The organism is Arcticibacter eurypsychrophilus (assembly GCF_001730525.1).
GTDB classification, from domain to species: Bacteria; Bacteroidota; Bacteroidia; order Sphingobacteriales; family Sphingobacteriaceae; genus Arcticibacter; species Arcticibacter eurypsychrophilus.
This window is the reverse complement of the sequence record NZ_MDFN01000021.1, coordinates 52,735-74,484: the sequence shown is the minus strand read 5'-3', so window position 1 is coordinate 74,484 and position 21,750 is coordinate 52,735. Positions and strand designations below refer to the sequence as shown.

Here is a 21,750-nt window from a genome sequence, read left to right as displayed (position 1 = left end):
GTTTAGATGCGGATTTTTGCTATTAATTAAGAAGCTGTCCATGTGAGACAGCTTCTTAAAATTTAAGGTCTGTAAGCCGGGTTCTGTTCCTCAAGTAAATGAGGCTCCTATCATTTATCTAGCCTTGCCATCGCTGACAAGTTCAAACGACCTACCCACTGATGTATCCGCAAGAAGCAAATAAAGGACGAGCAGCCCTTAAACATCAGCATATTTGGTCTTTCAACTCCTGGGGTTTACCGCAATGCTTGTTACCAAACAAGGCCGTGAGCTCTTACCTCGCGTTTTCACCTTTTCCAACGATGCAGAACACCTTTGGTAGTTTATTTTCTGTGGCACTTTCCGTTCATATTACTATGCCCTTCCCGTTAGGAAGCAGGATGCTCTACGTTGCCCGGACTTTCCTCCTGATAATGTATCCGGCGATAGAACGACCTTAAGGCACAAAGTTAGTTTTTTTATTAATTATTTATACACTTCTTCACACTTCTTAAGATCAACTGATGCCTGATTTACCTCATATAAGCCTTGCTGATTTCCAAAACTATTACTAATGTAGGTCACAAGAGCAGCAATGTCAATGTCTGCAAGCTGAGAATTTGCAGGCATTTGCTCCGCATAAATAACTCCATGCACTATGATTTTATCGTTTATCCCATATTTGATTGTGCAGGCAAGACGGTTTATATTTTTCTGAATATACAGAGTATCAGTAAGTGGTGGAATTAACTGGCCAAGCCCTTCACCATTTTTCCCATGACAATTCTGACAACTTATATCATACAGTTTTTTGCCGTTCGTATAATATCGGGCATAGTTCAACTGGCTTTCAGACTGGCAAGAGTATACCAAAGAACAAACCGTAGTAAAGATTAATATTATAAATAAACCTCTGTTTTTATTCATCTTTTTCTTTAAGCAGTATATCCATATCATCCATTAAAGTGGAAACCTGATCTTCTTGTGTGCCATCATAGGCCCCACGCAACCTTCCTTTGCCATCTACTAATATGAACCAGCCCTGATGAACAAAACCTCCAGGCGCATTTTTATCTTCGTTAACGGCAACCAGGTAGCTCTTTTCTGCCAGAGTATAAACTGAATCCCTGCTTCCTCTTAAAAACTCCCATTGAGTTCCCTCAACACCTAATTTAGTAGCGTAGACCTTTAATTTTTCAGGTGTATCTGTTTTATAGTCGATGGTGTGAGAGGCTATTTTAACCTGATCGTTTCCTTTATATTTAGCATATAACTTCAGCATATTTCGATGCATCACCGGACAAATAGAAGGGCAGGAGGTGAAGAAAAAATCAGCTACATATATTTTCCCTTTGAAGTCCTTCTCCGTGACCACATTGCCTTCCTGATTGATAAATCGAAAAGAGGGAATCGTTTGGTAAACAGTATCAGTATATGATTTGCCATCAACAGTTTTCGTTACCGCTTCCCTATTTCCTAAAATTGGCAGTCTGGATGAATCTGAATTACACGATGTAAAAAAACTAAAGGATATAAAGCACAGAAATGTATAAGCAATGGAAGTACGAATATTCATATGAGCAAATCTAACTTATTTAACAACAATGCAGAATGATTGGTTTATTTTATCTTTTCGACAAGAAGCTTCTTGAAGAAAATTTCAGCTGTTAATTAGTCCGCGTTTCCCTGAAGATTGTACTATTTTACCCATAGTATGTTTTACATTTGCAACATGTCAGAAACAATCAAAACAATCAGTCTGGAAGGGGTCCGTTTCTTTTCTTTTCATGGGTTCTATCCTGAAGAGCAGATTTTAGGAACACCTTTTTTAGTAGATGTTTTAACTGAAATGAACAGTAAGGATGATGATTCAGATGATCTAAATCTTACGGTTAATTATGGACGGCTCTTTGAGATCGCTGAGGCAGAAATGAAAGTACCCAGAAGACTGTTAGAAAAAGTAGCATCATCCATTATAAACCGTATTAAAATGGAGTTCCCTGAATTAAATAAGATCAGCGTAAGTATTAAAAAGCTAGCCTTACCTGTAAAAGGAGAAATGCAAAACGCCAGGGTAATGCTTACCTATATCAGATAATTTAGTCGTATGTACCAAACAGCCCGATTATTCCTTTAGCTCAATTCAGCAAATAGAGAAGTAAAGCTTTAAAAGTCTCCAAATATGAATCAAATCTTTATTTAAGATCTTAATTGCATCAGCCAGCTATCCTGATTATCGTATATTCTTTAAAAACCTTGATTAGCCGCAAACTTTTAATAAACAAGCGCCTCAAAATCAATCATTTTCTGTCGTTCAATAGCGGGGATGCGCTCAGGCTTGTTTGAGGTATAATTGAAAAACACACATACGGTCTTGCCCGTCGTACACACATCTTCTCCTCCTTCATGTTGAATGGTTAGAATATAGTCGACCTCAAAGCTGCAATTCTTCAGGTTTGAAATCTTTACATAAGCAAACAACTCATCATTGAAACGAACCGGTTTTTTATAGTTGATCTCTGCATTCTGAATGATTATTCCTTTTGAAATACTTTTCCAATTTACTATTTGTCTCCAGTAACCCGAATGGGCCATTTCAAAATAAGTCAAAAAAACATCATTGTTCACAACACCAAAGGCATTTAAATCACCAAAACGGATAGGAATATTGGTTTTATAATGATATGAATCTATGTTCATAAAATTGAGTTGAACGTGTTATACTTTTATTAAATCAAAATACGGATAATTTAAGTAGGTGAATCTTTAACGATAGATGATATCCCTTTGTTTCACCAAATCAATTTTCTTTTAAAAATTAAAAACACTCCTCTTTTTTGCTTCTAATAAATCAAAAAGGTAATTTTGGAAATGCTGAATGATATTCCAGAAACAAAAAGAAAGGCACTTAAGATTAATTTAGACCCAACAATCTATGGCACATTTGCTGAGATTGGTGCCGGACAAGAAGTGGCAAGAAACTTTTTTACAGCAGGTGCAGCCTCCGGAACCATTGCAAAAACAATGTCTGCTTATGATATGGTTTTTAGTAATGAGATCTATGGCGCAGAATTATCAGGAAGATATGTGAGCAAATCGCGCCTGAATAGAATGTTAAGTCATGAGTTCGATCTGCTTGCTGAAAGATTGGAAGGAAAGCTATATGATAGAAGACGTTTTTTTTCATTTGCTAATACAGTCACCACATTAAATTATAATAAAACAAACGATCCTCATGGATGGGTAGGCATCCGGTTTCAATCAGAGCCTCATGGAGAAGCCAATGATATCATTATACATATCCGATTGCTGGACAGTGATTCAAGTTTACAGCAAAATGTTCTTGGTGTTCTTGGTGTGAACCTTGTTTATGCCGCGTTTTTTTTAACAGATGATGTTCAACTCATGATTGAATCATTAGTGCATAACCTGTCTGTGGGTTCTGTAGAAATTGATCTAATTAATCTGAAAGGCCCGGTTTTTAAAAACGTAAACGACTGTTTAGTCAACTTATACTTAATTGCAAAAGGCTTCTCAAGTGCCGCTATCTTCAATGAAATAGCAGAAATTCAGCAATCAAAAGATCTTTTGTACAAAAAGAATATTATGATTCTGCGTACTAAGTTCCGACAAAAATCCATCCCTAACTTTGATCTTTTTAATCGTGCTGTTGAACAATTCAAACGTACTGAAGGGATTGACGACTCTAACCTGATCGTATTAATTGAAGTGCTGATGTCCAACAGATTCGATCAACAAACAGAAATAAGCAGAACAGATTTAGAAGAATTTGCAAGAAGAGCACAAGAGTTATGCTCAACCGGAAACCATGTCTTCGTCTCTAACTTTTCCCGCAACCATAAACTAGCCCAATACCTTGCTAAATGCAATCCTAGCAGTGTAGGAATCTCCACTAATATTGCCAATTTGAAAAGAATTTTTGATTCCAATCAATATGAAAAGAATTACACAGATGAACTTTTAAGTTACGTAAGCGATCTGTTTAGCAAAAATGTGAAGCTTTACGCGTATCCCTACTTAAATAAAGATAATAAGGAAATCATTACAACTGCTAATATGCCGGTATCTCCGCAGGCAAAACCCTTGTATGACTTTCTTATTCTAAATAATTACATCACAGATATAGAAAGCTACGATACCAAGGACGTGAAGACCGTATAAACTCAACTTCTTGGATGAAATTGTCTGATCGTATCTTTAAGGTAACTCTTATCAAGGTGGGTGTATATTTCTGTTGTGGTAATGCTTTCATGTCCAAGCATATCCTGTACAGCTCTTAAATCAGCCCCACCTTCAACTAAATGCGAAGCAAAGGAATGCCTGAAAGTATGCGGACTGATGTTTTTATTCAGGTTAATTTTCTCAGCCAAATCTTTAATCAGGATGAAAACCATCACCCTGCTGAGTGCTGCACCTCTTCTGTTTAAAAACACATAATCCTCATAACCATACTTTAGCGTCTGGTGAACTCTATATTCATTGATGTAGATCTGCAAGAACTTTATTGCTTCAGTGCCAATAGGGATCACACGCTGTTTATCACCTTTTCCAATAACTTTGATAAATTCAATGTCAAGAGACAAATCTGACAGCTTCAAATTGACTAGTTCGGATACCCTTAAGCCACAACCATACAATACCTCAATAATCGCTTTATTTCGCATCCCTTCCGGCTTAGAAAGATCGATAGCGGCTATAAGGTCTTGTATTTCAATAATATTCAAAACATCAGGGAGCTTGCGTAATAACCGTGGACCTTCCATAAGTGCTGCAGGGTCCGCAGTCAGGTTTTTTTCAAATACCAGGTATTGGTAAAATATCTTTATCGCTGATAGAATCCGCGCTTGCGATGAAGGGAGTATACCCAATCCGTTGAGCAAACCAAAGAAAGACCTCAGATCATTTGTAGAAATAGACTCCGGTGTTTTATTTTGGGAACCAGAACTATATTGGGCCAGCTTCCTAACATCACCTTCATATGCTTCCAATGTATTTGAAGATAAACCCCTTTCCAGCATCAGGTAGGATAAAAATCCTTTAATCGACGTATTCCAATCCATATAAACTTATTCTTACTCTATATTTCGATTAAACTAGTATGTTTGAAAATAATATAAATATCAAGGCGAAACAACAATAGTAATGAAACTATATATCATTAATGGTCCTAATTTAAATTTATTGGGAACCCGCGAAAAAACTATATACGGAGAATCAGGGTTTGAGCCTTTTTTAAACGGCTTAAAAGACCTCTATCCATCTGTGCAATTAGAATACTTCCAAAGTAATTCAGAAGGTGCCCTGATCGATAAAATACACGCTATAGGCTTTGAATATGATGGTATCATACTAAATGCAGGAGCTTATACCCACACTTCACTTGCTATAGCTGATGCAATCGCAGCCGTTACTACGCCTGTAATAGAGGTACACATTTCCAATGTACATGCTAGAGAGCCTTACAGGCACCACTCTTATATGGCAAAAAACTGTAAAGGAGTAATATCAGGTTTCGGCTTAAACAGCTATCGTCTCGCTTTAGAAAGCTTTATTTATTAAAAATGCAGACTAAACTGTCCGGCCCAATTTGAATGGTTCCCTCTAAACTACCGGTTAAGGAAGGTGCTTTTATACCTTCCTGCCACAATTGGGAACTCTTAAAGATCCTGGCTTCATCCCATAAATCAGCTTCTATAAATTGATTAATAACATGAATCCCCCCTTCAACGATCACCGATTGAATATCCATGAGATATAACTGATAGGCAATCATCTGAACCAGATACAAATCAAACTCTTCAATTTGTAAGTATTTAATCTTACCCTTATATTCTGTTTTGACCGCATTAAATACGATTGTTTCCTGCGACTGATCAAATAGAGCTAGCCCATCCGTAAGTTCAAGATTCTTATCAATCACAATTCGAACGGGATTACGACCATTCCACAGCCTGACGTTTAATTGAGGATTATCCATTAAAGCTGTTGTTTTTCCAACCAGCACTGCATCTTCCTCAGTCCTCCATACATGCGAAAGTATCTTAGCATCAAAGCCGCTAATCCACTTCTGTGAACGATCCATTGGTGCAAAATAAGAATCCGCCGTCTGGGCCCATTTTAATATAATGTAGGGACGCTGTTTAGTAACCCGCGTAAAGAAACGCCTGTTTAAAAAACTACACTCCTGCAATCCAAAGTTTTCAATCACCTCTATACCAGCATCCTTTAATTTCTGAACTCCTTTTCCATTCACTGGATCAAAAGGATCAGGAGCACCTATCACAACTCTAGGAATTTGGTGCCTGATAATCAGATCTGCACAAGGAGGGGTTTTGCCAAAATGGGAACAAGGTTCTAAACTTACATACATGGTAGACTCTTTCATTAACTCCTGGTAGGAGTCAGGGTACTTACTGATTACCACGTTTATAGCATTTACCTCTGCGTGTGCTTTGCCATATTGCTGATGATAACCCTCACCAATTATTTTATTATTGTATACAATTACAGCACCAACCATAGGGTTCGGACTAACATTCCCTTTTCCTAATCGCGCTAACTCTAAACACCTCTTTATATATTTAATTTCTATTTTAAATTTCAATTTCAGCTTTATTTGAAAAACAAACTTAATAATTCAATTAGATAGGATTAAATAAAATACAATCCTTTATTTTGCGCATGATATGCAAATAGGGAAAATAGAAACAATTTTTGTTCAATCATTAAATGGTATGTACGAGGATAATGAGTCCAAAGCCCTTGCTTCCATTGCTATTCAGGAAGTCTGCCATCTAAGCTATGGGCAGCTTATGATGAATAAACAAACCATAATTTCTTCAGATTATCATACAGAAATTCTTCATATTCTGGAAGAGCTAAAGAAAGGCATCCCCTTACAGTATATTTTGCAGATTGCAGATTTTTATGGACATCGTTTCATCGTTAAACCTGGTGTTTTGATACCTCGCCCTGAAACCGAAGAGCTGGTAGACTGGATTTTAAAGGAAATTCAATCCAGTAAACTAAGTAACTTCAATTTAGTAGATATAGGCACCGGAAGCGGATGTATTCCAATAAGCATAAAGATTAAAAATTCCCACAGCAGTATAATTGGAATTGACATTTCAGATGTAGCACTGGAAATTGCCAGGCAAAATTCAATTATTTTAAATACTGATATTCAATTTATTAAAGGTGACATACTAAACAACGACATGAAGTTTGAGCCTAAATCATTTGATATAATTGTAAGCAATCCACCCTATATCACATCATCAGAAAAAAGCTACATGCACGCGAATGTCATTCAAAATGAACCTCACATTGCTCTTTTTGTAACAGATGAAGATCCATTATTATTTTACCGTCGCATTATTCAATTTGCGGTACAGTATATGAAACCAACGGGGCTGTTGTTTTTTGAAATTAATGAGCATCTGGGGGATGAAACTATACAATTATTGAAGCAGTATAATTTCACAGCAGTGCTAAGAAAGGATATTTCAGGAAAAGATCGAATGATAAAAGCGCAGAAGGATTAAACAATTCAATTGGCGTCTCTTATTTCTTCCCAATACATGGTTTCCAGGTAATCCTGTCTTTGGATTGCTAGTTTACAACGCTCTCTTTCAAGAAAACGCTTCAATTGATTCTCGTCCTTAGTGTCATCCACTGTCAGATACGCAATTACGTTCCCGTTTTGCACGTTAAGGAATCTGAAATGTTTTGATTTAACTTTCATGGCGATATTATTAATTATTTAAAATTAACAAGCAAAAATATATCTGCTTGCTTAAAGTATTAATCTATCATCAAGGTATATTTAAATAACACTTTCAATCTAAATAATGTTATCAACAACTGTGATTATCTTTACTTTACGTAAAATAAATGTCCACTAATTTACACAATGTACGAAAAAATGGACAAACCTTTACACTGCCAGTTCATCCAAATAATTTGAAAGTAGCGGAAGATGGATGACATTACTATGCTGAGTTGATTCCATGGACCAGAATGATCCAGCTAATTTGAAGATTTTAAATAGTTGAGTTGACTCGTGAAGCAGAAAAAACTCAGACCATTGGTCAATTGTCATTCTACCCAAAACTTCGTGAATCCCAATTCGGGAGAAATTTTCTGATGGAATCGCTTGCAAAAAACTACACAATTCCTCTCTCACCCGATACATTTCGTGCAGTAATGAGCCAGTTGATTTCGCACAGGTAAATCTAAATTCAGGGTCCTGATCTGGCTTATAGACCTGAAAATAGGGATTTATATCTTGCATGATGCTATGAAGCCTATTCATAAACACATGATGATACCGCGTTAAATAAGCAATGGTTTCATGTATCGAAAACTTATCAGGATTTAGCCTGCGGTATATAGCTTCCGGTGGAAGATCGTCAATATAATTTTTAATGGTTTTATGTTGATTACAAAAACGCTCTATGGTTTGCTGATACATAGTTTTAAGAATAACGTAGGTCTTATTTATTTTTATAAATTTAATAACGCATAATATATGCCATATATTTTATCAAAAATAAAACCACCTTGTTAAATCCTTACTTCCTTACTGTTAAGCTTTTACCACCCTCTCAAATAAGTTAAGAAACCCGTAATACTACCTTACCAATATGTTTACTACTTTCCAAAACAGCATGAGCTTCAGCCGCCTTTTCTAATGGAAAAACCGCAAAGATAACGGGTCTGAAAGTCCTGGCACGAAGCAAAGGCCATACTTTAAGTTCTATCTCTTTCGCCAAAGTCGCTTTGAAAGAAGTGTCCCTACCTCGTAGCGTACTTCCTGTAATGATCAGTCGCTTTTTCATAATCTGCATAATGTCGATCTCTACTTTCGATCCCTTCATCGCATTTATAAAAACAAGCCGGCCGTCATCATTCATTAAACCTATATTTTTACTCATATAATCACCACCGATCATATCCAGAATCACATCAAACTTCAGGTGATTCAACACAACAGCAAAGTCCTCTAATTTGTAATTGACGCAAAGCTCAGCACCAAGTTGTTCGCAAAAGGCACATTTCTCCGCTGTTCCGGCTGTAGCATATACCTTAGCACCCATAGCGGCAGCCAACTGTATGGCGGTAATTCCAATTCCACTACTCCCCCCATGAACAAGAAAGCTATCATTTTCCGAAAGTTTTCCACGTTGAAATACATTCTGCCACACCGTAAACACGGTCTCAGGTAAAGATGCTGCCTCATCAAAGCTCCAGCCATCTGGAACAGGCAGACAGACCTCAGCGTCGGCAACCACATATTCTGCGTAGCCACCACCAACTAACAGCACACATACCGCATCCCCGACAACCCATCTCTGCACTTGCGATCCACAAGACTCAATAATACCTGAAACTTCCATTCCCGGAATGTCAGCTGGCGCTCCTGGAGGAGCAGGGTAAAGTCCCTTCCTTTGCATCACATCAGGCCAGTTAATACCAGCTGCAACTACCTTTATTAAAACTTGATTTTCAGCACAAACAGGCACTGCTCTTTCAAGTACCTGTAACACCTCAGGCTCACCTGGTTTCGTAATAACTACTGCTTTCATTAAAGTGTTTCTTTAAGCCACTTAAAAAACTCGGTCTGCCATACCAGCGCATTTTGTGCGCTAACTACCCAATGATTTTCATCAGGCAAATAAAGCAAACGACTTTTAATCCCTTTAAGCTGAGCCAACTGAAATGCCTCAAGCCCTTGTTCAATTGGTACTCTGTAATCTTTCCCCCCCTGAACAATCATAATAGGCGTATTCCACTTATCAGCATATTCAATGGGACTGAATTTCTTATATCCATCGGGTACATTTGCGCCCCAGTATGGACCTCCTATATCCTTATTGGCGAACCATAACTCTTCCGTCGTTCCATACCAGCTTCTTAAGTCAAAAAGCCCGTCATGTGCTATAAAGGTTTTAAATCTTTTTTCATGAATTCCAGCCAGCATGTATACCGAATATCCTCCATAACTAGCACCTACAGCACCTAATCTATCCTTATCTACATAAGGTTCTTTTGCTATATCATCGATTGCAGCAAGATAATCGCGCATAGGTTGTCCGCCCCAGTCTCCACTAATTTGTTTATTCCATTCTACACCATATCCCGGCATCCCTCTTCGGTTCGGAGCAATAATGATATACCCGTTTGCTGCCATCAACTGAAAGTTCCACCGGAAAGAATAAAATTGACTAAGAGCAGATTGTGGTCCACCCTGACAATACAACAAAGTAGGATACTTTTTAGAAGGATCAAAATCAGGTGGATAGATCACCCAAGCCAGCATATCTTTGTTGTCTGATGTACGAATATGCCTTTCGGTAACCTTGCCCATGGCCAATTTATCATAAACCGCTTTATTAACGGTTGTTACAGTTGAAAGTGAACCCGTTTTCAGATTCAATTTAAACAGTTCTGATGCATGATTCATGTCCTCACGACTCAATACCAACTGATTAGCAGATTGACCGATGATTGAAGTGATATCAAATTGCCCCTTCGTTACTTGTTTTAACGACTTTGCCGAGGCTGCAGTAACCTGACTTATTTCAAATAACTGTTCTGTGCCCTTTATCGCGGCTAAAAAATAGATTTTTGTTCCCTTTAAATCCCATTTGAAAGAAGCAACCGTACCGTCCCAATCCTTGGTCAGATTAACAGTGCTTTTACTTTTGAAATCATAAACAAGAAGATCATTTTTATCCGATTCATTCCCATCTTCCGACATACTCAGCCAGCTTATCCTGGAACCATCTTTATTAAATTCCGGACTAGTATCATATCCCTTTAAATTCGGGGTCAAATTCACAGTATTACCAGCCGAAATAGAATAAACATATAAATCAGTATTCGTACTTACCGCATATTCCTTACCCGCTTTCTTTTTCGATACATAAACAATCGACTTGCTATCCGGACTCCATATTGCATCTTCAGATCCACCAAAAGGCATTTGAGGACAATCATAAGGCTCATTTGGCATAATATCAAGAGGAGTACCTATTTTACCGTCAGCATAGTCAGCAACGAAAATATGCTGGTACTTACCATCTTCCCAAGTATCCCAGTGCCTGTAATTTAAATCGTCAAAAACGTAAGCGTTCGACTTTTTCAGTTCAGGATAACGGTCAGGACTGTGGACTTTAGAAATCAAAACTTCTTTTGAAAATAAGATATGTTTGCCATCCGGAGAGATCCTGAGGTTGTTCAACTCTGATTCAGAATTGGTAAGCTGAGATTTTGAGCTACCATCACTGTTCATCACCCAAATTTGCCCTTTATCCAAATACGTTATTTTTCCAGATACATCATCTACAGCGATCACACTTTTGGCACCATCTTCTGTATTTAATTCAACAGCAGGTCCACCAGAAAAAGGAATACGATATAATTTTTTATTGCTTTTATTTTCCTCCATATCAAAATGAGTTACCCCATAAATGACACTTTCACCGTTATCTGATACCAATTCACCAGATACCCTTCCTAAACTCCACAACAATTCAGGAGTCATTCGCTCTTGAGCAATAGTAGCATTAGATGCCAAAATAAAACTCATTATAACTAGTTTTTTCATTTTAAGTATTTAATACACACCTTAAAGTGTGCTTTCTTTCTCTTCAATAATCCCAAGAAGAAGGTATCGGGCTGAAGCCGGATTTGTAGCCAAAGGAACGTTATGTACATCACAAACCCGTAATAACATTTGAATATCAGGCTCATGTGGATGCATACCTAAAGGGTCTCTGAAAAAAATAATAGCATGCAATTTCCCTTCCGCAGCCATAGCTGCAATCTGAGCATCACCACCAGCCGGACCGCTTAATTTTCGGGTCACATCTAATCCAGTTGCCTGAATTCTTGATCCCGTAGTTCCAGTAGCAAACAGGTTCATTGGTTTTAAAATATCATGATATGCTGTAACAAAAGCTACCATTTCATCCTTTTTACCATCATGAGCAATAAGAGCAATCGTTTTTTGAGACATAATTTAATCTATTTATATGAGTAAGGTCTATTTAAAAAATATATAGCCGATTATTATAGCGGCTATAAGTCCTACTAAATCGGCAATCAATCCACATGCAAGCGCATATCTGGGCCTTTTAATGTCCACAGATCCAAAGTATACGGCAAGAACATAAAAAGTAGTTTCAGTAGAGCCCTGAATAATACTAGCCAGGCGTCCTTGAAATGAATCCGGACCATATGTAGTCATCACATCTACCATAAGACCACGGGCACCACTGCCACTCAATGATTTCATGATTCCTACAGGAAGGGCAGGAACAAAAGCAGTATCCAAACCACAAGCTGCTACAACAGTACCAATACTGTTGACCAGATAATCCATACACCCTGTAGACCTGAACGCACTGATAGCAACCAGAATAGCAATTAAAAAAGGAATGATCATCACCGATGTTGTAAATCCCTCTTTCGCACCATCAATAAAAGATTCATATACATTAATCTTTTTAATCGCTCCATATCCTATAAATAAAGCGATAATAGAAAAGATGACAATGCCTCCTAACAGGCTCGTATACGTTTGAATTAATGCTGGAGGCATGCCTCCAAGCCAAAAGTATAATCCCGCCATTAAGGCAATAAACCCGCCGATAAAAGTTAAAATAGGAAGCTTAAAAAGGTTTATTTTTTGATATATAGCCACTGCAATCATTCCTGAAACAAATGAAATAAACGTACCTATAAGAGAGGGAATAAATATGTCCGCCGGATTAGCCGCACCATTTGCCATCCTTAGTGCAATGACTGAAGTGGGTATAATAGTTAATCCTGCTGTATTCAACACTAGAAACATGATTTGAGCATCACTTGCAGTATCCTTATCGGGGTTAAGCTCCTGAAGCTCTTTCATTGCCTTTAGTCCCATCGGTGTAGCCGCATTATCCAATCCCAGCATGTTTGCTGAAAAATTCATTATTACCGATCCTGAAGCAGGGTGACCTTTGGGAATTCCCGGAAATAACTTACTAAAAAAAGGACTTGCTGCTTTGGCAAACTTGCTGATCATGCCTGCTCGTTCACCAATTTTAAGAATTCCAAGCCAAAAAGACATGATCCCAATAAGTCCTATCGAAATCTCAGCACCTGTTTTTGCACTATCAAACATTCCATTCATTACGAGAGTAAAAACTGTCGTATCCCCAAAGAATATCATTTTAATCAGTGCAACAATAAAAGATATTATAAAAAAAGCAATCCAAACGTAATTGAGAGCCATATAAAATAAAAATTCACGCTTTAAACGGTTAAATCTACTAAATTTCCAATCATTCCATTAAATATTGTCATGCTTTTACTTAAAAGCCTACAAATTAAAAGAAATTCAATTATCAAATAAATTTTAAATAAAAAGTCCCCACGAACAATAGATTCCTATTTCTTAACAGAGCAAATATTTAAAATGTTTGTAATATAAGAGCTAGGTCTATTGCAATATTTATTAAAAATAATGCAGTTTCTCATTGATATTACATTAAATAATGACCTGCGTCATTTGCTAAACAGCAAAGTATAGTTACACTTGTATTATATATCATGGTGGTTTAAGTAACCTGTGATAAAGCATATGGAAAAATCCTTATTTAAAAAGTTTATTCTACCCCCAGAGCTCGAGCGGATTGTGGAAAACAAAGAAGTTATCCTTGCAGAAAGCAGAGAGGACCTTAGTGATTTATCTCTAGGAAGAATTGAAGGAAATACTTTTGAAGTTGCATACAATACTCCTGGCATTGGTCGAGTTGTGGAAGCTACAGTAATTCGTTGCAAAAATGGAATATCAGTTAATTATGCTGATCCATACCTGCGAAGAAGAGATCCTGATTGCATGGTAATTGCGGACCACAGACCCACTGATAAACCCAAATTTATAGATAAATACGGCACTGAGTTCACAGATTTACGTAAGGCGACTTTCGATTGGCTCGAAGAACAGGACGAACTAATCATTGTTCCTTTTATGTCAGGCGGCGATGAAACAGGCTATCCATCTTTACTTGTTGCTCCGGCTAATGCAGGTTTCTTTGCTGCAGGTTTAGCAGATTTACAGGGATTTATACCAAGAAGTAAAATACCTCAGGATTTCACTCCACGTGCAGTTATTTATCTTGCACCACCATTTAGACATACGCACTTTAATGGAAAACAAGTAGTTGTTCATAACAGGTTAGATAAAATGCATGAAATGTTTGCATACAATCTATATCCCGGACCAAGTGCTAAAAAAGGCATCTATGCCGTATTGCTTGATATAGGCGAAGAGGAGGGATGGACAACACTTCATGCCTCTGCTGTAAAAATCACCACACCCTATGAAAACGTATTCACGATCATGCACGAAGGTGCTAGTGGAAGCGGGAAAAGTGAAATGACAGGTGCCATACAAAGAGAACAAGATGGCAGAGTACTACTGGGTACTAACATTAAAAGTAACGAGAAATATTACCTGGACATTAAAGACTCATCCGAACTACAACCTGTTACTGATGATATGGCAATTGCTCTTCCAAGTTTTCAAAACGGAAAGAAGCTCGTAATAAAAGATGCTGAACATGGCTGGTTCTTACGGATCAATCACATTACCCAATATGGTACTGACCCTGCCATAGAGCGTGCAACCATACATCCTAAGGAACCATTGGTGTTTTTTAACATAGATGGAAAACCTGATGCTACCTGTTTAATTTGGGAACATACACTGGATGCACCTGGAAAACCTTGTACTAATCCAAGAGTAATCTTACCAAGGAAATTTGTTCCAAATACTGTTGATGAACCAGTTGAAGTGGATATCCGTAGCTTTGGAATAAGATGTCCTCCTAGTACACGGGAAAATCCTAATTATGGTATTATTGGAATCTTCCACGTTTTACCTCCTGCTTTGGCTTGGATCTGGAGACTTGTTGCTCCACGTGGACATGCTAACCCAAGTATCGTAAGTGCTGAAGGTATGATTAGTGAGGGCGTAGGTTCTTACTGGCCATTTTGTACCGGACGTCGCGTTGATCAAGCCAACTTGTTGTTAGAGCAAATCCTGAACACTCCATTAACCCGTTATATTCTAATTCCTAATCAACATATTGGTGCTTACGAAGTTGGGTTCATGGGACAATGGATTGCAAGGGAATACATTTCACTAAGAGGTAATGTAAGTTTCAAAAAAGAACCGATGGTTCCTGCTAGATCTCCACTATTAGGTTATGCACTTGAGTCTTTGAAGATCGATGGTCAGGTAATCCCTAAACATTTTTTACAGGTTGAGTTACAAAAAGATAATGGTATTGAAGGTTATGATGCAGGTGCTAAACTTTTGACTGATTTCTTCAAAGAGACTTTAAATCAATATTTAGTTCCCGACTTACATCCTTTAGGAAGAAAGATCATTGAAACTTGTTTAAATGATGGTACACTTACAGACTATATTGATTTGATTCAATATCCTTTAGAAAGTAAAATTACAGAAACACCTATAGCTTAATTAATAGCTAAATATGGGTTTCCATATAGAGATAATTTAATCCCCCTTACAGCATAATAGTGGTAAGGGGGATTTTTTTTGCTATAATTTAAATACCAGGAACGACCTATTTAGGAGAATGCTGTATAATGGCTGGACTGTTGCTTCGCTGCTTGCTCGTTGATGCAAGCTTGGTGCACGCTTGGTCGTTCGACTTTAGACGAGCAACCAAGCAACACTAAAGCATGAAAGAAGCTGCAATGCTCGATCAGCTATCCTACTTGACTCCTAACTGGTATAGGCATGTTAAGCAACAGACATAGATGTGTTTATATTTAATTTTAATTACACAACAATTCGCATTTGTTTAATAAATAATTTACATTTTTGTCATAATAATTAAAAAGGCTTAGCGTTAATAATTTCAAAATAGCCTAATTATAGATGCTATTCATTTTAACTCAACTGGTACGTATAAAGCAATACGTATATTCGCTCCATCTATTTAAGGCAGACACCTGATTTTTTTTGAAACATCTGGTTTGTTAGCAAAATTTAGCAAACATTAAAAATCGAATGAATCAAAAATTAAAGTTCTCCAGTAACTCAAAATCTCCATTTCTTTCTACTGTACGCAAAAGGGTTGATAGCTATTTCAAAGAAAACAAAATCAGCCGAAATGGAAATAGTGCCATGTGGTTTAAAACGTTTGTTTTTCTTACTGGTTACATCACACTCTATTTGCTAATTATCTTAAATATTTTCAGTCCGCTGGTCATGCTTCTACTTTGTGTGCTTTTAGGAGTTTGTTGTGCTTTTGTAGGATTCAATATCTGCCATGATGCTATCCATGGATCATTTTCAGGCAATAAAACGGTAAATAAAGTTTTTAGCTTTATGTTTAATTTTGTAGGTGCCAACCCATATGTATGGAGTATTACCCATAATATTGTGCATCACACGTACACCAATATACCGGGACACGATGAGGATATAGAGGTAGCACCCGGACTTATACGTATTTCCGAGGAAGAAGAAGTGAACAGCATCCAACGGTTTCAGCATTATTATGCACTTCCTTTATACAGCCTGGCTTCCATATCATGGGTGTTCAGAAAGGACTATAAGAAGTTCTTCCAGGGGAAAATAGGGGAACACGTAATGACTCATCCTAAAATAGAATATTTCAACCTTTTCTTTTATAAGGCTGCCTATTATTTCATGTTTATCATCTTGCCACTGATTGTGCTGGATGTGACCTGGTGGCAATTTGTTATTGGCTTTTTAGCACTTCATCTTGCTGAGGGCTTAACTATGGGATTGGTTTTCCAGCTGGCACATGTGGTTGAGGGTACTTTATTCCCTGTTCCGGATGCTAGCGGCAATATGGAAGAAGCCTGGGCTGAACATCAGATGCGCACGACTGCTAATTTTGCCACAAATAGTAAAGTAGCTGCTTTCTTTTTGGGTGGATTGAACCGGCAGATTGAACATCATCTATTCCCTAAAGTATGCCATATTCATTATGGACCTATTTCCGCTATCGTTAAACAGACCGCAAAAGAATTCAATCTACCTTATATTGAAAGCAAAACCTTTATTTCTGCGCTCCGCTCACATTTGTTTATGCTTAAAAAGTTTGGAAAACAAGCAGTAGCATAAATTGGAACCTATTCTCAATATGAAGTTTATGTTAAATTTAGGTTAATTTATTATCCTTAGTGTTTTGCTTCAGCTGATATTAAGCGGATTATAATGAAGTTTTTTTAATTAACTGTTCAATTTAAAATGGTATGGGCGTTGTATACCTGTTTCGGCATCTACCTTCCATGTATTCTAAGTACATTTGCACACAGCTAGGGCATCTGCTTCAAGAAAAACTTATAATAATGATGAACAAGTTTAGATTTGAATATTGTTTATTAATAGGTACACTCTTTTTGTGTTCATGTTTTAAAGAATATAAAGGGAAAATTAATATTGATGGATCAAGTACTGTTTATCCATTAACTGAGGCTGTAGCAGAGGAGTTTAGAAAAGTTGATCCAGACATTAGGGTTACCGTGGGAATTTCAGGAACTGGTGGAGGATTTAAAAAGTTCTTAAGAGGTGAAACGGATATCAGCAATGCCTCTCGTCCCATCAGTAAAAGCGAATTAGAAATAAGCAGAACAAATGGCATTGAATTTATAGAAATACCTGTTTCTTACGATGGCATGGCTATCGTGGTAAGTCCGAAAAACACCTTTGTTGATTATTTTACGGTAGCTGAATTGAAAACAATGTGGTCTCCGGAAAGCCAGGGTAAAATCAATACATGGAAACAGGTGCGGGCTTCATGGCCTGATAAACCGCTGAAGTTATATGGTGCTGGAACTTCTTCCGGAACTTATGATTATTTCACTGAAGCTATAAATGGTAAAGCAAAGGCATCGAGAGGAGATTATACAGCCAGTGAAGATGATAATGTCCTGGTACAGGGTGTATCGTCTGATGTGAATGGAATGGGTTATTTTGGCCTTGCCTATTATATGGAAAACAAAAAGAAGCTAAAATTGGTGCCGGTTAAATTGACACCAGAGGCTAAAGCCATCTTTCCGAGCGAAGAAACAGTTCAAGATGGGACTTATCAGCCCTTATCCCGGCCTGAATTTATATATGTCAATGTGAAGTCCGCTTCTAAACCTTTTGTAAAAGATTTTATTAAATTTTATTTAGCGCATGCAGCTCCCTTAGCTACAGAAATTGGCTCTGTTCCCTTACCTCCTGAAGTGTATCAACTATCCTTTAAAAGGTTCTTGAATCATACGACAGGCTCTATGTTTGAAAACAAGTCTACTGTTGGCGTTAACCTGTTTAAACTATTATCAGATAAAAAATAAAATGTCGGGCATAAAAATCAAGTCGGAAAAAGTAATAGAACTTGTCATGCTGTTATGCAGCCTGGTTTCCGTAATCACGACCTTAGGTATCATTCTGGTGTTATCCATTGACACCTTTAAATTCTTTCAGGAGGTATCTTTGTTCGACTTTCTTACCGATACACAATGGACACCCCTTTTTGAAGACAAGCATTTTGGTATTTTATCCTTGCTTTCAGGTACTCTGCTAACCACGACAATTGCTGTCATTATCGCTGTTCCGGTGGGTATTACGATTGCCGTTTACTTGAATGAATATGCTTCGAAAAAGTTCACTTATGTCGTTAAGCCACTTTTAGAAATCCTTGCCGCTATCCCTACTGTAATATATGGTTTTTTTGCCCTGCAATTTGTAACCCCTTTGCTTCAAAAGTTCATTCCAGGTCTATCCGGATTTAATGCTTTGTCGCCCGGTATTGTTATGGGCGTGATGATCATCCCTTATATTACTTCCTTAAGTGAAGATGCATTGCGGGCAGTTCCCAAATCGTTAAGAGAGGCCTCATACGGGTTGGGTGCAAACCGTTTTCAAACTGCGTTCAGTGTACTCGTTCCTGCTGCCAACTCCGGAATTATTGTTTCGGTAATACTGGCTATTTCCAGAGCATTGGGGGAGACCATGATTGTAGCTATAGCAGCGGGACAAGAGCCTAAACTTACATTTAACCCCTTAGAATCGGTAGAAACGATTACAACTTATATTGTACAGGTCAGTATGGGAGATGTACCCCAGGATTCAATGGAATACAGGACAATTTTTGCAGCAGGTATCACACTTTTTATGTTTACCTTTTTGCTCAATAACATCAGTTTTTGGATAAGAAAAAAATACGAGCAACGTTATGAATAAAGAACTAATTTCAGCCAATGTGAAAGATAAAGTCTTTAAGGTCTTTGCCATTACCTGTACCGGTATGGCACTACTAACTCTTTTAATCTTGATCATTGATATCCTTATAAAAGGTCTTTCCAGAATAAACTGGTCATTTTTTGTTAATCTTCCATCCAGGCATCCTGAGCAGTCAGGAATCTATACCGCATTGGCGGGTATGGTTAGTCTATTATTTATTACCTTAATTATTGCATTGCCTATAGGCATACTATCAGGGATTTATCTGCAGGAGTATGGCAATCGGAATAGACTGGCTAAATTCATTGAAATTAACATCTCAAATTTAGCAGGAGTACCTTCTGTTATTTATGGAATCCTTGGATTAGAGTTATTTGTGCGGATGGCCGGCTTTGGAAACAGCATCTTGTCAGGAGCATTGACCTTAGCTTTATTGATTATGCCAGTAATCATCGTATCAACAAGGGAAGCTATTAAAGCAGTGCCTGACACGATGAGGGAAGCGGCATTCGGATTGGGGGCTACTAAATTGCAAACGATATGGAGAGTGGTATTGCCAGCCTCTTTTGGGGGAATCTTAACGGGAGTAATTTTATCTATTTCGCGAGCAATTGGCGAAACGGCTCCCTTAATTGTGGTTGGAGCTTTAGCGTATGTTCCATTTATTCCTGAAGGGCCTATGGATCAGTACACTTCATTGCCTATACAAATATTTAACTGGACATCCCGGCCACAACAGGGTTTTATTGATAACGCAGCTGCAGGTATTATTGTATTACTTGTATTTACATTTTTATTAAACGGCATAGCCGTAGTATTAAGAAATAGATGGTACAGAAAAACGACAGCTTAGCAAAGCTACAGTACGGAATGTATAAATTAAAGGCGAAAGACCTTAATTTGTATTATGGTAAAAAACAGGCATTAAAAGATGTTACTATAAATATTACAGCGAATACAGTAACCGCTTTTATTGGTCCATCCGGTTGTGGCAAATCGACCTTTCTACGTTGTTTCAACAGGATGAATGATCTTATTCCTGATGTAACCATAAAGGGTGAAGTGATGATTGATGATATAGATATCTACAAAAATATCATTGATGTATATGCTTACCGGAAACAGATTGGAATGGTATTTCAGAAACCAAATCCTTTTCCTAAATCTATATTTGAAAATGTTGCATTTGGATTAAGGATCAATGGAGAGAAATCTAAATCTGTGTTAGAAGAAACGGTTGAATATGCATTGAAACAAGCGGCTTTATGGGATGAAGTGAAAGACAATCTTCAAAAATCTGCCATGGCTTTATCTGGTGGTCAGCAACAAAGACTCTGTATTGCCCGTGCTATTGCAGTACAACCATCTGTTTTATTAATGGATGAGCCAGCTTCTGCTCTGGATCCTATTTCAACAGCTAAAATTGAAGAATTGATATATGAGCTGAAAAGTAAGTTTACGATCGTGATTGTGACCCATAACATGCAACAAGCCGCCCGTATCAGTGATAAAACTGCTTTCTTTTACCTGGGTGAACTAATAGAGTATGATAATACAGATAAGATCTTCACTAATCCGGCAAAGAATGCAACACAAAACTATATAACAGGAAGATTTGGGTAATTTAAAAAACCTGGACTCATCTATATAAACCTATTACATCATGACACATTTAGAATCCGAACTTAAGTCATTAAAAAAAGATACCACAGAAATGTGGGAACTTGTTATTAGCCAACTGGAAAAAGCATATCACTCCCTTAAAACATTTGATAAGGACTTCTCCAGGGAAGTTGTGGCGAATGAAAAAAGGGTCAATTCCATGGAACTTAAAATTGACAGGGATTGTGAGAACATAATTGCCCTGTATAGTCCGGTAGCCATTGATTTAAGATTTGTATTGGCGACTTTAAAAATCAATAATAACCTGGAGCGGATTGGTGATATAGCGGAGAGTATTGCCAAATATATCATCAGTGAAAAGGAGCCCTTTGATGCAGAATTATTAAAATCTACTGAGTTTCTTGAAATGTATCAAGGTGCGCATAATATCGTGCGGGATGTACTTCTTTCCTTTGAAAGAGAAGACACCAAACTAGCCAGAAGTATCTTCAAAAAAGATGAGGTCCTTGATGACATTAATGGAGACGTCAATGATAATATAGTCGCATTTATAAGTAAATATCCCACCAAAATGGAACAAGCTTTAAACGTTCATTCTATAATACGTAAGCTGGAGCGAGTAGGAGATCAAAGTAAGAATATAGCGGAAGAAATAATTTTTTACATGGAAGCTAAGGTTTTAAAGCATAGAAAATAATTTTTATCTAAAGTTTATATTTAAAAACCCCTTTAAATTACTTTTATGAGCACTTATTTATTGGTTTCCCGGTTTAACATGATATAAATCAGAAATAGTACCTAATAATTGACCAATTACAATTATTTTAGTGCCCACGTTT

Annotated in this window: 22 protein-coding genes and 1 other RNA gene; 11 read left to right on the top strand and 12 right to left on the bottom strand. The window is 37.4% G+C overall.

Going from position 1 to position 21,750, the window contains the following annotated elements:
* Nucleotides 1–56: 56 nt before the first annotated feature.
* The 3 genes from rnpB to BFL47_RS12660 all read right to left on the bottom strand — a co-directional run bounded on the left by rnpB (nt 57) and on the right by BFL47_RS12660 (nt 1,555).
* An RNA gene (rnpB, locus tag BFL47_RS12670) (RNase P RNA component class A) lies at nt 57–442 on the bottom strand.
* A 23-nt stretch (nt 443–465) separates the two neighbouring features.
* Complete coding sequence (locus tag BFL47_RS12665) at nt 466–906, bottom strand: c-type cytochrome (RefSeq protein WP_069660161.1); 441 nt, start codon at nt 904–906, stop codon at nt 466–468.
* Nucleotides 899–1,555, bottom strand: a complete 657-nt coding sequence (locus BFL47_RS12660; RefSeq protein ID WP_069660160.1) for an SCO family protein — start codon at nt 1,553–1,555, stop codon at nt 899–901. Before BFL47_RS12660 ends, BFL47_RS12665 begins: the two co-directional genes overlap by 8 nt.
* Before the next feature lie 156 nt (nt 1,556–1,711).
* On the opposite strand from BFL47_RS12660, the gene folB reads away from it, so the two are divergent.
* Nucleotides 1,712–2,077, top strand: a complete 366-nt coding sequence (gene folB / locus BFL47_RS12655; protein ID WP_170827320.1) for a dihydroneopterin aldolase — start codon at nt 1,712–1,714, stop codon at nt 2,075–2,077.
* Between the two features lie 176 nt (nt 2,078–2,253).
* Here folB and BFL47_RS12650 read toward each other — a convergent pair whose 3' ends face one another.
* Nucleotides 2,254–2,679, bottom strand: coding sequence for an acyl-CoA thioesterase (locus BFL47_RS12650; RefSeq protein WP_069660159.1), 426 nt, complete (start codon nt 2,677–2,679; stop codon nt 2,254–2,256).
* Between the two features lie 171 nt (nt 2,680–2,850).
* Here BFL47_RS12650 and BFL47_RS12645 point away from each other — a divergent pair, with 171 nt between their 5' ends.
* Entirely contained in the window at nt 2,851–4,161 is a 1,311-nt protein-coding gene (locus tag BFL47_RS12645) for a nicotinamide mononucleotide adenylyltransferase (protein WP_069660158.1), read from the top strand.
* A gap of 2 nt (nt 4,162–4,163) precedes the next feature.
* Here the strand turns inward: BFL47_RS12645 and xerD are convergent, their stop codons facing one another.
* Nucleotides 4,164–5,060: a site-specific tyrosine recombinase XerD gene (gene xerD, locus BFL47_RS12640; RefSeq protein WP_069660157.1), complete on the bottom strand. Its 897-nt coding sequence runs from the start codon at nt 5,058–5,060 to the stop codon at nt 4,164–4,166.
* Between the two features lie 82 nt (nt 5,061–5,142).
* Here xerD and aroQ point away from each other — a divergent pair, with 82 nt between their 5' ends.
* Nucleotides 5,143–5,559: a type II 3-dehydroquinate dehydratase gene (gene aroQ, locus BFL47_RS12635; protein WP_069660156.1), complete on the top strand. Its 417-nt coding sequence runs from the start codon at nt 5,143–5,145 to the stop codon at nt 5,557–5,559.
* On the opposite strand, the gene ribD is transcribed toward aroQ, so the two are convergent.
* Nucleotides 5,549–6,604, bottom strand: coding sequence for a bifunctional diaminohydroxyphosphoribosylaminopyrimidine deaminase/5-amino-6-(5-phosphoribosylamino)uracil reductase RibD (gene ribD / locus BFL47_RS12630; protein WP_069660155.1), 1,056 nt, complete (start codon nt 6,602–6,604; stop codon nt 5,549–5,551). The genes aroQ and ribD overlap by 11 nt on opposite strands.
* 82 nt (nt 6,605–6,686) lie before the next feature.
* On the opposite strand from ribD, the gene prmC reads away from it, so the two are divergent.
* Nucleotides 6,687–7,544 (top strand): peptide chain release factor N(5)-glutamine methyltransferase, encoded by an 858-nt coding sequence (gene prmC, locus BFL47_RS12625; protein WP_069660154.1) that lies wholly within the window; start codon nt 6,687–6,689, stop codon nt 7,542–7,544.
* A gap of 5 nt (nt 7,545–7,549) precedes the next feature.
* Here the strand turns inward: prmC and BFL47_RS12620 are convergent, their stop codons facing one another.
* From BFL47_RS12620 to BFL47_RS12595, 6 genes are all read right to left on the bottom strand, one after another.
* Entirely contained in the window at nt 7,550–7,744 is a 195-nt protein-coding gene (locus tag BFL47_RS12620) for a hypothetical protein (RefSeq protein WP_069660153.1), read from the bottom strand.
* 192 nt (nt 7,745–7,936) lie between these two features.
* On the bottom strand, nt 7,937–8,473 hold the full coding sequence (locus tag BFL47_RS12615) for a DinB family protein (protein ID WP_069660152.1): 537 nt from the start codon (nt 8,471–8,473) through the stop codon (nt 7,937–7,939).
* Nucleotides 8,474–8,615: 142 nt separating this feature from the next.
* Nucleotides 8,616–9,587 (bottom strand): NAD(P)H-quinone oxidoreductase, encoded by a 972-nt coding sequence (locus tag BFL47_RS12610; RefSeq protein WP_069660151.1) that lies wholly within the window; start codon nt 9,585–9,587, stop codon nt 8,616–8,618.
* Nucleotides 9,587–11,611 (bottom strand): S9 family peptidase, encoded by a 2,025-nt coding sequence (locus BFL47_RS12605; protein ID WP_069660150.1) that lies wholly within the window; start codon nt 11,609–11,611, stop codon nt 9,587–9,589. Before BFL47_RS12605 ends, BFL47_RS12610 begins: the two co-directional genes overlap by 1 nt.
* A 21-nt stretch (nt 11,612–11,632) precedes the next feature.
* A complete protein-coding gene (locus BFL47_RS12600) occupies nt 11,633–12,022 on the bottom strand; it encodes a methylglyoxal synthase (protein ID WP_069660149.1) in 390 nt (129 codons plus the stop codon).
* 27 nt (nt 12,023–12,049) lie between these two features.
* Nucleotides 12,050–13,282: a nucleoside recognition domain-containing protein gene (locus BFL47_RS12595; protein WP_069660148.1), complete on the bottom strand. Its 1,233-nt coding sequence runs from the start codon at nt 13,280–13,282 to the stop codon at nt 12,050–12,052.
* Nucleotides 13,283–13,630: 348 nt separating this feature from the next.
* Here BFL47_RS12595 and BFL47_RS12590 point away from each other — a divergent pair, with 348 nt between their 5' ends.
* From BFL47_RS12590 to phoU, 7 genes are all read left to right on the top strand, one after another.
* Nucleotides 13,631–15,538 (top strand): DUF4914 family protein, encoded by a 1,908-nt coding sequence (locus tag BFL47_RS12590; RefSeq protein WP_069660147.1) that lies wholly within the window; start codon nt 13,631–13,633, stop codon nt 15,536–15,538.
* Between the two features lie 555 nt (nt 15,539–16,093).
* Nucleotides 16,094–17,179, top strand: a complete 1,086-nt coding sequence (locus BFL47_RS12585) for a fatty acid desaturase family protein (RefSeq protein ID WP_069660146.1) — start codon at nt 16,094–16,096, stop codon at nt 17,177–17,179.
* A 227-nt stretch (nt 17,180–17,406) separates the two neighbouring features.
* Nucleotides 17,407–18,399 carry a PstS family phosphate ABC transporter substrate-binding protein gene (locus BFL47_RS12580; protein WP_170827319.1) on the top strand — a complete coding sequence of 331 codons (993 nt, stop codon included), beginning with the start codon at nt 17,407–17,409 and terminating at the stop codon, nt 18,397–18,399.
* A 1-nt stretch (nt 18,400) separates the two neighbouring features.
* Nucleotides 18,401–19,288, top strand: coding sequence for a phosphate ABC transporter permease subunit PstC (gene pstC, locus BFL47_RS12575; protein WP_139125818.1), 888 nt, complete (start codon nt 18,401–18,403; stop codon nt 19,286–19,288).
* Nucleotides 19,281–20,141, top strand: a complete 861-nt coding sequence (gene pstA, locus BFL47_RS12570) for a phosphate ABC transporter permease PstA (RefSeq protein WP_069660145.1) — start codon at nt 19,281–19,283, stop codon at nt 20,139–20,141. Before pstC ends, pstA begins: the two co-directional genes overlap by 8 nt.
* The gene (gene pstB / locus BFL47_RS12565; RefSeq protein WP_083257153.1) at nt 20,117–20,911 is read left to right on the top strand and encodes a phosphate ABC transporter ATP-binding protein PstB; all 795 of its coding nucleotides are present in this window, start codon (nt 20,117–20,119) and stop codon (nt 20,909–20,911) included. The genes pstA and pstB overlap by 25 nt, the downstream gene beginning before the upstream one ends.
* Before the next feature lie 40 nt (nt 20,912–20,951).
* Nucleotides 20,952–21,608, top strand: coding sequence for a phosphate signaling complex protein PhoU (phoU, locus tag BFL47_RS12560; protein ID WP_016196376.1), 657 nt, complete (start codon nt 20,952–20,954; stop codon nt 21,606–21,608).
* The last annotated feature ends 142 nt before the right edge of the window (nt 21,609–21,750 follow it).